Below are 14,545 nucleotides of genomic sequence, written 5' to 3' on the forward strand. Positions count from 1 at the left end.
AAGACCTTCAAGAGGACTGAAACATGACGTGCAAATTATCGCTGGCAACGCTTTCGGACGCGGCGCGCACTGCCGCCATCCCTTCCTACGACAGGGCGTCGCTGAAAGCCGGCATCGTGCACTTCGGCGTCGGCAATTTCCACCGCGCGCATCAGGCGATCTATCTCGACGATCTCTTCAACCAGGGCGCCGATCACGACTGGGCAATTATCGGTGCCGGCGTTCTGCCATCGGATGCCGCCATGCGCGAGAAGCTTGCGGCGCAGGATTTCTTGACGACGGTGGTGGAGCAGGACAACAACAAGACGGCGGCGCGTGTCACCGCCCCGATGATCGACATTCTGCCGGTCGGCGATCCCTCCGCGATCATCGCCAGGCTCGCGGATCCGGAGATCCGCATCGTCTCGCTGACGATCACCGAGGGCGGTTATTTCATCGATGCTTCAGGCGCGTTCAATCCGGCCCATCCTGCTATCGCCGCCGATGGACAAAATCCCGGTGCGCCGAAGACGGTCTTCGGTCTGATCGTCGCTGGCCTCAAGGCGCGCAAGGACAAGGGCATCGGACCTTTCACCGTGATGTCCTGCGACAACATTCCCCATAATGGCGTCGTCACCGCCAATGCCGTGATCGGCACTGCAGCCCTTTCGGATGCCGCCCTTGCCGACTGGATCAGGGCTAATGTTGCCTTTCCAAACGCGATGGTCGACCGCATTACGCCGGCGACCGGCCAGCGGGAGATCGATTTCCTCAGGGACAATTTCGGCATTGAGGATAATTGGCCGGTTTATTGCGAAGAATTCAAGCAGTGGGTGCTCGAAGACAAGTTCACGGCCGGCCGCCCGGCCTTGGAAAAGGTCGGCGTCACCTTCGTTCCTGATGTTACGCCTTACGAGCATATGAAGATCCGCATCCTGAACGGCGGGCATGCCGCGATCGCCTATCCGGCGGCGCTGATGGACATTCATTTCGTGCATGATGCCATGGAAGATCCGCTGATCCGGGCGTTCCTGGCCAAGCTGGAGACAGACGAAATCATTCCGATCGTGCCGCCGGTGCCAAACACCTCGCTGACGGATTATTTTGCCCTCATCGAACATCGGCTTCTCAATCCGAAGATCGCCGATACCATCCCCCGTCTGGCGCAGGATGGCTCGAATCGCCAACCGAAATTCATCCTGCCGTCGACCCTCGACAATCTGCGCCAGGGCAGAGATGTCATCGGCCTGGCGCTGGTCTCGGCGCTTTGGTGCCGTTATTTCGCCGGCAAGACCGACAGCGGCAAGGATATCATCTTCAACGACGCCAGCGCCGAGCGCCTGCACGCAGCGGCGCTGAAGGCAAAGGCCGATCCGTCAGCCTTCCTCGGCTTCGATGATATTTTCGGCGAGGTGGCGAAATCGGATCTTTTCCGCAAACGTTTTGCTCATGCTGTTAAAACCTTGTGGGAAAAGGGCACGCGGGAAACGCTGCAGCTCTATCTCGACGGCAAGCTCGCAGTGTAAGGGGAATGCGGATGGCGGCATCGGCTGGCGCCATCCATCCCGCCTTGCGGGCGGCGCGGGACAATCATGCGTCCGAATTGAAGTCAGGTTGGGTTTTTCATGGCTGATGCTGAACCACGGCTGGTCATTTTCGATTGCGACGGCGTGCTCGTCGACAGCGAACCCATCTCGATCAGCGTGCTCGTCAGGGCGATGAGTGATCTCGGCGTTTCGATTACCGAAGACCAGGCCTATGAGCGCTTCCTCGGACGCAGCCTGGCAACCCTCATCGATACGCTGGAAACCGAGTTCAATATTCACGCCGGCGAAGAATTCCTGGAGCGCATTCGGACTGATCTCTACGCGCGGTTTCGCACCGAGCTGAAGCCGATAGACGGCATCGCGGCGACGATCGACGGACTTGGCATCCCCTGTTGTGTCGCTTCATCAAGCCAGATGGAGCGAATCCGGTTGTCGCTGTCCGTCACCGGACTTCTCGACAGGCTGCCCGACATCTTCAGCGCTACGATGGTCAAGCGCGGGAAACCGGCGCCCGATCTCTTCCTCCACGCGGCACGGCAAATGCATGTCGAGCCGGGATCCTGCCTCGTCATCGAGGACAGTCCGGCCGGCATTGCCGCCGCCAAGGCGGCGGGCATGACGGTCTTTGCCTTCACCGGCGGATCGCATGCGAATTTCGCCGGATACCGCGCCGAACTCGACCGGCTTTCGCCTGATGTCGTGTTTGACGCCATGCCGGAATTGATACACCTTGTCCGCAACCATAAGCTGGACGGGACTGCAATTTGATGCGTGATCATGTGGTTGCGGTGGATGTCGGCACCGGCAGCGCGCGCGCTGGCGTCTTCGATGCCGGCGGCCATCTGCTGGCCAAGGCTGAACATCCGATTGTCATGAACCGGCCGCGTGAAAACCACGCCGAGCACGATTCCGAAGACATCTGGTCGGCCGCCTGCACCGCGGTGCGCAGGGCGATGGAGCAATCCGGTATTGCCGCCGCCTCGGTCGGAGCAATCGGCTTCGACGCTACCTGTTCCCTCGTGGTCCGCGACGTCGACGGCCGGCCGATCAGCGTGTCCACAACCGGCGAGCGGCGTTTCGACACCATCGTTTGGCTCGATCATCGCGCGCTGAAGGAAGCCGACTTCTGCACGGCGACGGAGCACAGTGTGCTTGAACATTCCGGCCACGTCATGTCGCCGGAAATGGAAATGCCGAAGCTGATGTGGCTGAAGAAGAAGCTGCCGGCGACGTGGGAAAGGGCGGGCTATTTCTTCGACCTTGCTGATTTCATGACCTGGAAATCAACTGGGTCGACCGCCCGTTCTCGTTGCACGCTGACGGCAAAATGGAATTATCTCGCCCATCTCGAAAAGGGATGGCAGCAGGATTTCCTGCAGCGGATCGGGCTCGATGATCTTCAGACTCGCGGCCGGCTGCCGGATGAAACTGTGCCGGTCGGCGGCAGTATAGGCCGGCTGACGGCTGATGCGGCCGAGGCGCTCGGGCTGACTACGGAGTGCCATGTCTCCGCGGGAATGATCGACGCTTATGCCGGCGCGCTTGGGGCGCTCGGCGGTTATGCCGCCGATCCCGTAACACGTGAGCGCCAGCTGGCACTGATCGCCGGCACGTCGAGCTGCGTCGTCGCCTTCTCGCGGGAGTGCAAGCCAAGCCACGGCATGTGGGGGCCTTATTATGAGGTTGTCTTCCCACAGTCCTGGCTGGTGGAAGCGGGGCAATCGGCGACCGGTGCGCTGCTCGACCATATCGTGCGCATGCATGCGGCCGGCGGTGAGCCGACCGCGGCATTGCACCAGAAGATCGTCGCGCGCATCGCCGAATTGCGGGCAGAGGAGGGCGACGCTTTCGGCGAGCGTATTTTTGTGCTGCCGGACTTTCACGGCAATCGCTCGCCGCTTGCCGATCCGCATGCCGTCGGCGTGATCAGCGGGCTGACGCTCGACACTTCCTTCGACGGGCTTTGCGCGCTCTATTGGCGGTCTGCCGTCGCGATCGCTCTCGGCATCCGCCATATCCTGGAGACGATGAAGGACTACGGCTACGTGCCCGATACGCTGCATATCGCCGGCGGACACGTGAAGAACCCGGTGCTGATGGAACTCTATAGCGACGCCACCGGCTGCAAGGTCGTGGTGCCGAAGATGAACGAGGCGGTGCTGCTCGGTACGGCGATTGCGGCATCCGTCGCCTGCGGCCTGCACGAGGATTTGGCGGCAGCCGGCGAGGCGATGTATCGGGGCGGCGTCGAACGGCTTCCCGACAAAGCGAAACAGGCGCTTTACGACCGCGATTATCGCCGTCTTCTGGCCATGCATCGGCACCGTGCCGAACTGGAAGCGATGTTCTGAAAGCTCACATCTAGTGGTTCGCGGTTTCACCGAGGACGGTCGCAAATTCCAGCATGCGGCGGCGGCGCAGCGCTGCCTCCTCTCCGACTTCGAGAATGACGGATTCCGAAAGGCAATCGAGCAGTGCGATCAGCGGCGGAAGGTTGTCGAGATCGGGAGCGCGTGCCGGCGGCAAGGACAGCATGACGTTTGACTGATCTGCCATCCAGTCTGCTTGCTGAGGCGAAATCAGCACGACCTTGTAGCCGTAGCGGCGCGCGGTTCTGGCAAGCAGCCGTGCCTTGGCGAAACGGCGGCAGTCGATGATGACGAGCAAAGCGTCGTCGACGGCCTGCCGGGCGAAGAGTTCGGCAAAACGGTTGTCGGTGGCATCGAGCGTGCGGACGCCATCGCGGGCCTGCGTCAGCCGCTGGGAGAAATGATTGGCAAGGCTTGCGAGCCGCGCATGCGTGGCGATCGATACTTCGCGGGCCGTGCTGATCAGGCGGACGGCTTCGGCCCAAAGCGGCTGCGCCGTCAGATGATAGATGTGATGCAGGGCCTGGATCTGCTCGGCAACCAGCACGGCAAGCGGCTTGCCCTCCGCGGCGTCCGCATGCAGTTCGCTCATGGCGCTCTGCAACTGCGCCGGCGATGTCGTCACGGTCTCGCGAATTTCCACCTTGACGCTGTCCAAACCCTGATAGCCGAGCGCGCGCAGGAAGCGCCCGACGGTCATCGGCGAGAGGTCCAGCCTGTCGGCGACAGATGCTGCCGTCTCAAACGGCAGGTCGTTCAGGTGCTCGGAGAAATATTTCGCGATACGACGCTCGGCCGGTGTGCCGCTTTTTACGTATTGCCTGAGTTTGTGTACAAAGTCTTCCACATCAGCCTCCCCGTATTTCCTCAGAGGCGTTCCGTGGATGCGCTATCGCAATCCCTTGTCTTGGCAACTATTGTCGGAAGCTGCTTCTCAGGCCCATGCGTATTTCTGCGTCTCATAATATTATATTCGTTCTAATATTGCGACAAGTTTCTATTAAAGCCTGCAATTTTATTCTCTCTTGTCGGTAGCATTCGCCTTTCCTACATCTTTTGCGCAACCGGAGACGCTGAAGAAATGATTCTTGATGCCGCACGCCTTTCGCTCGCCAATCTGTTCGCGCCGGAGACACGCTTGGTCTTCTGGAAGGTGCTCGGCCTGACGCTTCTCGTGCTCGTCGGCCTCTGGTTCGCGCTACGCGGGGCCTTCATGGCCTTCCTCTTTCCCTGGCTCACCAGTTTCTTTCCCGATATGCCGGATTGGGCGGGATGGTTTGCTCTGGTCTTCGCAATCCTTGCCGGGGTCGGCCTTGCGCTCGTGCTGGCGTTGCTGCTTTCGCCCGTCACGGCGCTGATTGCGGGCCTTTTCCTCGACGATGTCGCCGACGTTATCGAAAAACGTGACTATCCCGGCGACGCGCCGGGCGCCGCCATGCCGCTCGGCCCGGCGATGGCGAGCTCGATCAAATTCCTGGGGGTGGTGATCCTCGGCAATATCGTGGCGTTGTTGTTGCTGTTCATTCCCGGCGTCAATCTGGTCGCTTTCTTTCTGGTGAACGGCTATTTGCTCGGACGGGAATTCTTTGAATTCGCCGCCATGCGCTTCCGTTCGCCGCATGAAGCGCGGCTCTTCCGTGCCAAACATGCGCCGACGGTCTTTCTCGGCGGGCTGGTGATCGCGCTCTTTCTGGCGATCCCCGTGGTCAACCTGCTGACGCCTCTGTTTGCGGCGGGCATGATGGTGCATCTGCACAAGCTGATATCCGCAAAGGACGCCGGTTTTCGCGGCTGAGGATCAACCCGGTAAGGCTGATGTCTCGTACATTGGCGCAAATTCGGCGCTCGGCGGGATCGGCGTGATGATGTCGATCAGCACGCCGTTCGGATCGGCGGTGATGAAATGCCGCTGGCCGAAATCCTCGTCGCGGATCTCCTGCAGGATCGGGAGGTTTGCGCTGTTGCAGGCCGCGTAGACCGCATCGACATCGGCAACCTCGAAATTGAGGAGCAGTCCGGACACTTTGCCGCGAGCCGCAGCCGGGATGGTTTCATGGCTGCCGTCGAGGATGGCGAGCGCGACATGCTCCGCCTCGGTCGATTGCAGATGAACGTACCACTCGCTCTCGAACAACGCCGCGAAGCCGAAATGCGCGCAATAGAAGCGGGCGGAACCGGCAACGTCGTCGGTCATGATGACAGGATAATAGCTCGTCGATTTCATCCTTTCCTCCATAGATACAGACAGACTGTATGTTTTTACTCTTAACATACAGTCTGATTGTATGTAAATGGGGGAAATGAGCCGCAGCAATCGCGAAAGAACGCAACAGACAAGAGGGGCGCTGATCGATGCCGGACGACGCCTCTTCGTCGATAAAGGGTATGCCGAAACGGCGACGCCGGAGATCGCGGCGGCGGCGGGTGTGACACGCGGAGCGCTCTATCATCATTTCGAAGACAAGAAGGCGCTCTTTCGCGCGGTTGTCGAAGTCGAGGCGCGCGCAGTCGCCGAAGCAATCGCGGCATCTTCGGCGTCCGATGATACGCCGCGCGACGCGCTGATTGCCGGCGTTTCGGCTTATTTCGACGCAATGATGGCGGAGGGCCGCACGCGGCTGCTATTGATCGACGCTCCTGCCGTTCTCGGTCTGCCGGCGAGCCAGGCGATCGATGCCGACAACGCGGAAAGGACATTGCGGACAGGACTTGCAGCCATGCTTCCGAGAGCTGGCGCTACGCTTGAGCCTCTGACATTGCTGCTATCGGCGGGCTTCGACCGCGCGGCAATTGCGATCGAGGCGGGCGCCGAACGGCGGAGCTACGAACAAGCGATCACTGTTCTACTCGACAGCCTCGCCGATCACCTGCGGCGGTAGCTCGACCAGCGGGGCCGGCACATCCGAACTCTTCTCCGGCGATTTGCAAATATCGGCGATGACGCAGCGCTCGCATTCGGGGCGGCGTGCCTTGCAGGTGTAGCGCCCGTGCAGGATCAGCCAGTGATGGGCGTGATAGAGGTAGTGTTTCGGCACCACTTTCATCAATCGCGCTTCGACTTCATCAGGCGTCTTGCCGGGAGCAAGCCTGATACGATTTGCGATCCGGAAGATGTGCGTATCGACGGCCATGGTGGCCTGGCCAAAGGCCATCGACAGCACGACATTGGCAGTCTTGCGGCCGACACCCGGCAGGCGCACCAGTTCCTCGCGCGTTTCCGGCACCTTGCCGGCGAAGTCGTCGACCAGCATTTGCGAGAGCGCGATGACGTTTTTCGCCTTGTTGCGGTAAAGGCCGATTGTCTTGATGTAATCGCGAAGCTTGTCCTCGCCGAGATCGAGCATTTTCTGCGGCGTATCGGCCACCTTGAAAAGCGCTCGCGTCGCCTTGTTGACACCGGCATCGGTGGCCTGGGCGGAGAGAGCGACCGCCACGACGAGGGTGAAAGGGTTGGTATGCTCCAGCTCGCCCCGCGGCTCGGGTCGCTGCACCGAAAAGCGACGGAAGATTTCCTCGCGCTCGGCCTGCGAATAGGCGGTTTTGACCGCCGCCGCCGGTTTGCGGCGGGTGATCACATTCGTGCCTTGCGGCGGGGATTTGAGTTTCGGATTCGCCATGGAAACTCTATACTCAGCGCTTATGATGGAAAGCAACGCCAACAGCTCTAGCGAGCAGCCTGTTTTCGCCGCGGAGCTCTTCCCACACCGGTCGCTCGGCCGCCGGGGCTTCAAGGTGCTGCTCATTCTGTCCGGCGCCGTCTGCTTTCTCTATGGGATGTTCTTCATCGCCACCGGCGCCTGGCCGATCGGCTTGTTCTTCGGCTTGGATTTCGCGCTTCTCTACGGCGCTTTCTGGCTGAATTACCGGTCGGGGCGGGTGCGCGAACAGGTCACCGTGTCGCGCACGGACGTATCGGTGCGCAAGTTTGCCCCATCGGGGCGGATGGTGGAGCATCATTTCAACCCGTTCTGGGCGCGGTTCCTCGTTCGAAGGCATCAGGAGATCGGCATCCTCTCCATGCATATCTTCGGCGAAGGCCGGCGCACCGATATCGGCTCCTTCCTCAATCCTGACGATCGTGAAAGCTTTGCAAAGGCCTTCAAGGGCGCGCTCGCCACAGTCAAACAGCGTATCTGAGCGTATCAGGCGAGCGCGCAAGAATCGGGTGGTTTAGCCCCGGCCTATTGATTATCTCCTTGTGACAAGGAGAAAGACCATGGATATGATCGTGAACCCGCAGACCGACATCACGCCTGACGGCCCTGATTACGATATCGTTCGTCGGGTCATCGAACTCATTACCGAGGATTACCGCGACCAGCCGTCACTGGAGGCGATCGCCGCTAGGCTCAACCAGTCGCCGACACAACTGCAGAAGACCTTCACCCGCTGGGCTGGCCTCTCGCCGAAAGGTTTCCTGCAGGCGGTGACGCTTGACCACGCCAAGCGGCTGCTGCGTAAGGAAGACATGCCGTTGCTCGAGACATCGATCGAAGTCGGCCTCTCCGGGCCAAGCCGTCTGCACGATCTTTTTGTGACCCATGAGGCGATGTCGCCGGGCGAATGGAAGGCAAAAGGGGGCGGCCTCACCATCCGCTACGGCTTCCACATCTGCCCCTTCGGCGTGGCGTTGATCATGGTGACCGATCGCGGTCTTGCCGGCCTTGCCTTCAGCGATTCCGGCAGTGAAAGGGCTTGCCTCGAGGACATGACCTGCCGCTGGCCGAATGCCGAATACATCGAAGACCTGCAGGCGACGATGCCCTATGCCGCCCGCATCTTCCAACCCGGAAAGTGGTCTCCCGAGCAGCCGCTCCGTGTCGTGCTGATCGGCACGGATTTCCAGGTGCGTGTCTGGCAGAGCCTCATGAAGATACCGTTCGGCAAGGCGGTCACCTATTCCGACATCGCCAACGATATCGGCCGGCCGACGGCCCAGCGCGCTGTCGGCGCGGCGGTGGGGGCGAACCCGATCTCCTTCGTGGTGCCCTGCCACCGCGCGCTCGGCAAGAACGGTGCGCTGACGGGTTATCACTGGGGCCTCACCCGCAAACGCGCGATGCTCGGTTGGGAATCGGCGCATGCGTAAAGCACGCCCAGCAAAAAGGACGGCATGAAGCGCGGCAGCCAATCTGAAAGAGCACGGCGCGCTTCAGGCCTGTTCGGCGAGATCAAGCAATGCTTGCGCCGCACCTTCATCGGTGATCAGCGTGTTGCAGCCAATGCGCTTGATCGTGGCGCGGATGGCGGTGGCCCGGTGGGCGCCGCCGGAGGAGAGCACGATGTGCTTGGCCTCTTTCAGCATGTCGAGATCGACGGACATCACCCGCTGGTTGATCGAGTGATCGACCGAATTTCCGTTCCTGTCGAGGAAGTTGAACATGGTGTCGCAGACGCAGCCGGCATTGATCAGTTCTTGCAACTCGGCCTTCGATATCCAGCCTTCCGATAGCGAGGTCGAGTGCGGCCCGATATCACCGCAGCTGACGATCGCGAGATCGAGGTTCTCGGCGAGGCGGTAGATCGTGTCCAACCCGCATTTGTCGATCAGATTGCGTTTGGTTTCGATGGAATCGACGAGAAGCGGCGCCAGGAACATGTAACATTCGGCGCCGAGCTGGTTGGCCAGCCGCCAGGTGTAATCGATCGGATTCGTCTGATGCACGGCAACGATGCCGCCGAGCAGCGAAACCACCTTGCAATTGGCGCGGCGCGGCGGCCGGAAGCTCGCCAGCGAGGCGGTCATGGTGCGGCCCCAGCCGACACCGATCGTATAGTCGTCGGGAATGGCTTCGGAGAGGAACTGGCCAAGCGCCAAGCCGACGTTCTTTGCCAGTGAATCGACATCGCCATGAACCGGCGCAGGCACGACGATCGCTTCGTCGAGGCCATAGGCACGCTCCAGCTTGACCGAAAGCTCGACGCAATCGCCGATCGAATCGTTGATCCAGATCTGGACTTCGCTGCGTTTCATCGACTCGTCGAGCAGGCGGATCACCGTCGTCCGGCTGATGCCGAGCTGTTCGGCGACGTCTTTCTGGGTCAGGCCCTCATTGTAATAGAGCCATGCAGCCCTCAGCCTCAGCGAGGACGCCTCGGAATAGGCGGTATGGGTGCCGCGTTTGAGCTTGACCACGTCTCCTCCCGCAGGATTTTCGCCTAAATCCCTGATGGGACGAAAGGCTGCGCCTATGCGTCTGCTGCCGGGATAATGACGGGTGTGACACTTATGTCAATCAGAATGCACAAATGTCCTTGACTTTTCCTTGCGCGAACGGCGATAGTCCTCGCGACATAAAGTCGTCCCTGTCAGTCCGAGGAGGACATAGTGCGGGCAAGCCGAAAGTCACGACCGGCCTTTGCGCCGCAGGCGGTATCGCCTGCGTTCGAGCAGCCGTTTGCATGCGGCCGGAACACGTCGACTGTCCCTCACGTTTATGAATCATCCGTGACGGAAGCGCGTATATTCGCCCGCAGCATGCAAAACATCTGTCCCTAGATCATCTCTTTGCCGGGCGGAAGTCGCGCCGGTCCGCTTTGAATTCAATAAGGATCACCAACCATGACATCCAAGCTTGACCAACTCCGCGAGATTACCACCGTCGTCGCCGATACAGGCGATATTCAGGCAGTCGCCCGCCTGAAGCCGGTCGACTGCACGACCAATCCATCCATCGTCCTAAAGGCGCTCGGTACCGAAATGTTCGCAGACGACATGAAGGAAGCGATCGCCTGGGGCAAGAAGCTCGGCGGCGATGCAAATATTGCCGCTGCAGCCGTTGCCGACCGCCTTGCCATCTCGGTCGGCGCCGCCCTGGTGAAGCTCGTTCCCGGCCGCGTTTCGACGGAAGTCGATGCCGACCTGTCCTTCGATACCGAAGCATCGCTGAACAAGGCACGCAGCATCATTGCCGCCTACAAGGAACGCGGCATCGAGAAAGACCGTATCCTCATCAAGCTCGCGTCTACCTGGGAAGGCATTCGCGCAGCGGAAATCCTGCAGAAGGAGGGCATCGACTGCAATCTGACGTTGCTCTTCTCCAAGGCGCAGGCGATCGCCTGCGCTGATGCCAAGGTTTTCCTGATTTCGCCCTTCGTCGGCCGTATCCTCGACTGGTACAAGAAGTCGACGGGCAAGGATTTCACTGCCGAGGAGGATCCGGGCGTCATCTCCGTCCGTGACATCTACAACTACTACAAGGCCAACGACATCAAGACGGTCGTCATGGGCGCGTCCTTCCGCAATACCGGCGAGATCGAAGCGCTGGCCGGTTGCGATCGCCTGACCATCGCTCCGAACCTGCTCGACGAGCTTTCGAACGACCAAGGCAAGCTCGAGCGCAAGCTGTCGCCTGAAACGGTCAGGCCGGCTGCCAAAATCGCCGTCGACGAAAAGACCTTCCGCTGGATGATGAACGAAGACGCGATGGCGACGGAAAAGCTCGCGGAAGGCATCCGCGCCTTCGCCAAGGACCTGTCGACGCTGCGCACCATGGTGCAGAAGGAACTGCAGCTCGCTGCCGCCTGATAGAGCACGCCAGATCGAAGGCGCGGATGCCGGCTGGCAACCGCGCCTTTTTCATGCTCTTATCAATGACATATGCTGTCGGAGACCGATATGGCGGACGAGGAAGCGGCAAGGTCGCCTTTGGCACTTGCCCGCAAGCACGCAAGCTTCATCATTGCCGCTGTTGCCGGACTGGTGGTCTTCTTGGCTCTGACCTCGCGGGAGGTCAGCGCCGGCAATATCCTGTTCGGCTGGAATATCAGCGCCATTGTTTTTGTCGCGCTCAGCTGGCGCAAGATGCTGCGGGCGACGGTCGAATCGATCCGGAAACGCGCCGCCGATCTCGATTTTTCGGATACCGTTTTGCTGGCCCTTTCAATCGGTGCTGCGCTTGCGAGCATCGTCGGCATCGGCACCGAGCTTCATTCGATCAAGGAGGCGCCACCTGACGTTGCGCTGACGCGAGCGGGTGCCGCGGTGCTGACGATTCTGATCTCGTGGATCTTTCTGCATACGCTTTTCACCATCCACTATGCCCATTATTTCTATGGCGGGGCGGACGAAGAGAGCGGCCTCAAATTCCCCGACGGCATCGAAGAGCCCGGCTATTGGGACTTCCTCTATTTCTCCTTCACCGTCGGCGTTGCCGCGCAGACCGCGGATGTCGCGGTCAGTTCGACCAGCATGCGCAAGCTAACACTGCTGCATGCCGTGCTGTCGTTCCTGTTCAACACGACGATCCTGGCGCTGGCGATCAATGTCGGTGCAAGCCTGTTATAATGCGCCGTAGCCGGCGACCGGGACGATCCAGCCCATAACACCCGGGAGACGGGACGGAATTAACGCAGGGGCCACACAACCGGTCCACCTGCTCTGCAAAGCGGAGGGTATGATGAAAAGCGTCGCAAGCAGGTTCCGATCAGCCGACCTCGTTCTGCTTCTGGGCAGGCTTCTGCTGGCGCTGATTTTTCTGCACGAAGGCTCGTCTCTTGCGGCAGATCTCGCGTCGACCATCGACACCTTCGCGAACTTAGGGCTGTCGGCGCCGATAGCTTTGGCCACCATCGCTCTTCAAATCGGCGCCGCCATTTCCGTTGCGGCGGGTTTCCTCGGTCGGCTGGGTGCCACGGCGCTGGCGCTCTTCTGCCTGGCGACCGCCTTTCTCTTTCATACGAACTTTGCCAGCCAAAACGAATTCTTGCATTTCGAGAAGGACCTGGCGATTGCCGGGGGCATGTTCGTCCTCGCCGCTTCCGGAGCGGGTTCGATATCGGTCGACAATCTGCTGAAAAGGCGGGCTAGCAGCCTTAATCCCTGGCTGAAGGCGATGCTGTAGGCAATTGCTGCAGGCTTTTGCGCGCCATGAACATGCCGCGGCTCTTCCGAGCCGCGGAATTGCTCCGGATTGGGCGGCGACCGCTTACAAGACCGCTTGGCCGGCCATCAGCGCCAGAACCAGGAAGATCAGGAAGATCACCAGCGCAATACCGAAGAGCACGCGGGCGATGGTCGCGGTGGCGGCGGAGACGCCGGAGAAGCCAAAGAAGCCGGCGATGATCGAAATAACGAAGAATATCAGAGCCCATTTCAGCATGACATCATCCTTTGCGTTTGTCTGAAAAGACGCGGCAACCGGGAAATTGTTCCACGTCGCGCGAAATTGGACGATGTTCCTGCTGTCGGCGTGGCTTCCATATCCTTGACGTTTTCGCCGGTCAGCCGTGATTGATCATCACATGGCGAACGGCAGTATAATCCTCCAGCGCATAGACGGACATGTCCTTGCCGTAACCCGACTGCTTGAGGCCTCCATGCGGCATCTCGTTGACCAGCATGAAATGCGTGTTGATCCAGGTGCAGCCATATTGCAGGCGGCCGGCGGTCTTCATGCCGCGGCCGATATCCCTGGTCCAGACCGAGGAGGCGAGGCCGTAATCGCTGTCGTTCGCCCAAGCGATGGCATCGTCAGCGTCGGAGAAGCGGGTGACGGAGACGACCGGGCCGAAGACCTCGCGGCGGACGATCTCGTCGTCCTGCAAGGCGCCCGCAATGACGGTCGGCGTGAAGAAGAAGCCTTTGTCGCCGGAGACCTTGCCGCCGGTGGTGATTTCCATGTGCTTGTGCTCGGAAGCGCGGGCGACGAAGCTTTCGACGCGGTCACGCTGGCGCCTGGAGATCAGCGGACCGATCTCGTTTTCGGTGTCGTCGGCCTGATTGAAACGGATGCTTGAGACGGCCGAAGAGAGATCGGCAACGAAATTGTCGTAGACCTTGGCGTCGGCATAGATGCGGCAGGCCGCGGTGCAGTCCTGACCGGCATTGTAATAACCGAAGGTGCGGATGCCTGACACGACGGCATCGATATCGGCGTCGTCGAAGACGATGACCGGGGCCTTGCCGCCAAGTTCCAGATGAGTGCGCTTGACGGTCTTGGCGGCGGCCTGCAGCACCTTCTTGCCGGTGGCGACATCGCCCGTGATCGAGATCATGTTGACTTTGGCGTGGTTGATCAGCGCATTGCCGACGCTTTCGCCGCGGCCGAGGATGACGTTGACGACGCCTTCGGGAAGGATGTCGGAAAGCAGCTTCGCCATCTTCAGCGCTGTCAGCGGCGTCTGTTCCGAGGGTTTGAAGACGACGGTGTTGCCGCCCGCGATTGCCGGCGCCAGCTTCCAGGCCATCATCATCAACGGATAGTTCCACGGCGCGATCGAGCCGACGATGCCGATCGGATCACGGCGGATCATCGAGGTGTGGCCGGGCAAGTATTCGCCGGCGGCCGGTCCGTGCAGGTTGCGCACTGCCCCCGCGAAGAAGCGGTAACAATCGACGATTGCCGGGATTTCATCGTTCAGCACTGAATTGATCGGCTTGCCGCAGTTCAGCGCTTCCAGCGCGGCGAAACCGGCGGCGTCCTTCTCGATAGCGTCGGCGATCTTCAGCAGGTAACTCGAGCGTTCGGAAGGCGTCGTCTGCGACCAGCTCTTGAAGGCTTTTTCGGCGGCATCGACGGCGGCATCGACCTGGGAAAGCGAGGCCTCGGGAAGGTCGATCACCGTCTCTCCGGTCCTCGGGTTCAGGATGTGCTCTTCCGTCTCCGTGCCTTTTTCGAAGCGGGAACCGATCAGCATTTGCGTATCCAT

At 60.5% G+C, this 14,545-nt stretch carries 16 protein-coding genes; 10 read left to right on the forward strand and 6 right to left on the reverse strand.

From position 1 onward, the window contains the following. The first annotated feature begins 23 nt into the window (after positions 1–23). From PH551_RS07425 to PH551_RS07435, 3 genes are all read left to right on the forward strand, one after another. Positions 24–1,505: a mannitol dehydrogenase family protein gene (locus PH551_RS07425; protein ID WP_285192488.1), complete on the forward strand. Its 1,482-nt coding sequence runs from the start codon at positions 24–26 to the stop codon at positions 1,503–1,505. A 99-nt stretch (positions 1,506–1,604) separates the two neighbouring features. Beyond that, on the forward strand, positions 1,605–2,294 hold the full coding sequence (locus tag PH551_RS07430; protein WP_097597432.1) for an HAD family hydrolase: 690 nt from the start codon (positions 1,605–1,607) through the stop codon (positions 2,292–2,294). Next, positions 2,294–3,877, forward strand: coding sequence for an FGGY-family carbohydrate kinase (locus PH551_RS07435; protein ID WP_285192489.1), 1,584 nt, complete (start codon positions 2,294–2,296; stop codon positions 3,875–3,877). The genes PH551_RS07430 and PH551_RS07435 overlap by 1 nt, the downstream gene beginning before the upstream one ends. A 10-nt stretch (positions 3,878–3,887) precedes the next feature. Here PH551_RS07435 and PH551_RS07440 read toward each other — a convergent pair whose 3' ends face one another. Beyond that, positions 3,888–4,742: a MurR/RpiR family transcriptional regulator gene (locus tag PH551_RS07440; RefSeq protein ID WP_085779547.1), complete on the reverse strand. Its 855-nt coding sequence runs from the start codon at positions 4,740–4,742 to the stop codon at positions 3,888–3,890. Positions 4,743–4,976: 234 nt separating this feature from the next. Between PH551_RS07440 and PH551_RS07445 the strand changes: the two genes are divergently transcribed. Continuing rightward, complete coding sequence (locus tag PH551_RS07445; RefSeq protein ID WP_285192490.1) at positions 4,977–5,690, forward strand: sulfate transporter family protein; 714 nt, start codon at positions 4,977–4,979, stop codon at positions 5,688–5,690. Between the two features lie 3 nt (positions 5,691–5,693). Here PH551_RS07445 and PH551_RS07450 read toward each other — a convergent pair whose 3' ends face one another. Then, positions 5,694–6,119 carry a VOC family protein gene (locus PH551_RS07450; protein ID WP_285192491.1) on the reverse strand — a complete coding sequence of 142 codons (426 nt, stop codon included), beginning with the start codon at positions 6,117–6,119 and terminating at the stop codon, positions 5,694–5,696. Between the two features lie 76 nt (positions 6,120–6,195). Here PH551_RS07450 and PH551_RS07455 point away from each other — a divergent pair, with 76 nt between their 5' ends. Further along, positions 6,196–6,774 (forward strand): TetR/AcrR family transcriptional regulator, encoded by a 579-nt coding sequence (locus tag PH551_RS07455; protein ID WP_285192492.1) that lies wholly within the window; start codon positions 6,196–6,198, stop codon positions 6,772–6,774. On the opposite strand, the gene nth is transcribed toward PH551_RS07455, so the two are convergent. Next, positions 6,739–7,512 carry an endonuclease III gene (nth, locus tag PH551_RS07460; protein WP_184454905.1) on the reverse strand — a complete coding sequence of 258 codons (774 nt, stop codon included), beginning with the start codon at positions 7,510–7,512 and terminating at the stop codon, positions 6,739–6,741. The two genes, PH551_RS07455 and nth, sit on opposite strands and share 36 nt — an antisense overlap. A 22-nt stretch (positions 7,513–7,534) precedes the next feature. On the opposite strand from nth, the gene PH551_RS07465 reads away from it, so the two are divergent. Then, positions 7,535–8,032, forward strand: coding sequence for a DUF2244 domain-containing protein (locus PH551_RS07465; protein WP_097597175.1), 498 nt, complete (start codon positions 7,535–7,537; stop codon positions 8,030–8,032). Between the two features lie 79 nt (positions 8,033–8,111). After that, complete coding sequence (locus tag PH551_RS07470) at positions 8,112–8,984, forward strand: methylated-DNA--[protein]-cysteine S-methyltransferase (protein WP_285192493.1); 873 nt, start codon at positions 8,112–8,114, stop codon at positions 8,982–8,984. Between the two features lie 63 nt (positions 8,985–9,047). Here the strand turns inward: PH551_RS07470 and PH551_RS07475 are convergent, their stop codons facing one another. Continuing rightward, positions 9,048–10,031, reverse strand: a complete 984-nt coding sequence (locus tag PH551_RS07475) for a sugar-binding transcriptional regulator (protein WP_085779540.1) — start codon at positions 10,029–10,031, stop codon at positions 9,048–9,050. 426 nt (positions 10,032–10,457) lie between these two features. Here PH551_RS07475 and tal point away from each other — a divergent pair, with 426 nt between their 5' ends. From tal to PH551_RS07490, 3 genes are all read left to right on the forward strand, one after another. Next, positions 10,458–11,423, forward strand: a complete 966-nt coding sequence (gene tal / locus PH551_RS07480; protein WP_285192494.1) for a transaldolase — start codon at positions 10,458–10,460, stop codon at positions 11,421–11,423. Positions 11,424–11,513: 90 nt separating this feature from the next. After that, complete coding sequence (locus PH551_RS07485; RefSeq protein ID WP_285192495.1) at positions 11,514–12,182, forward strand: DUF1345 domain-containing protein; 669 nt, start codon at positions 11,514–11,516, stop codon at positions 12,180–12,182. A gap of 109 nt (positions 12,183–12,291) precedes the next feature. Continuing rightward, positions 12,292–12,738, forward strand: a complete 447-nt coding sequence (locus PH551_RS07490) for a DoxX family protein (protein ID WP_285192496.1) — start codon at positions 12,292–12,294, stop codon at positions 12,736–12,738. Positions 12,739–12,822: 84 nt separating this feature from the next. On the opposite strand, the gene PH551_RS07495 is transcribed toward PH551_RS07490, so the two are convergent. After that, positions 12,823–12,996 carry a DUF1328 domain-containing protein gene (locus PH551_RS07495; RefSeq protein ID WP_004678026.1) on the reverse strand — a complete coding sequence of 58 codons (174 nt, stop codon included), beginning with the start codon at positions 12,994–12,996 and terminating at the stop codon, positions 12,823–12,825. Between the two features lie 121 nt (positions 12,997–13,117). Continuing rightward, positions 13,118–14,545 carry a gamma-aminobutyraldehyde dehydrogenase gene (locus PH551_RS07500; RefSeq protein WP_183698612.1) on the reverse strand — a complete coding sequence of 476 codons (1,428 nt, stop codon included), beginning with the start codon at positions 14,543–14,545 and terminating at the stop codon, positions 13,118–13,120.

The sequence above is a fragment of the Rhizobium atlanticum genome, assembly GCF_030182485.1.
Taxonomy (GTDB): domain Bacteria; phylum Pseudomonadota; class Alphaproteobacteria; order Rhizobiales; family Rhizobiaceae; genus Rhizobium.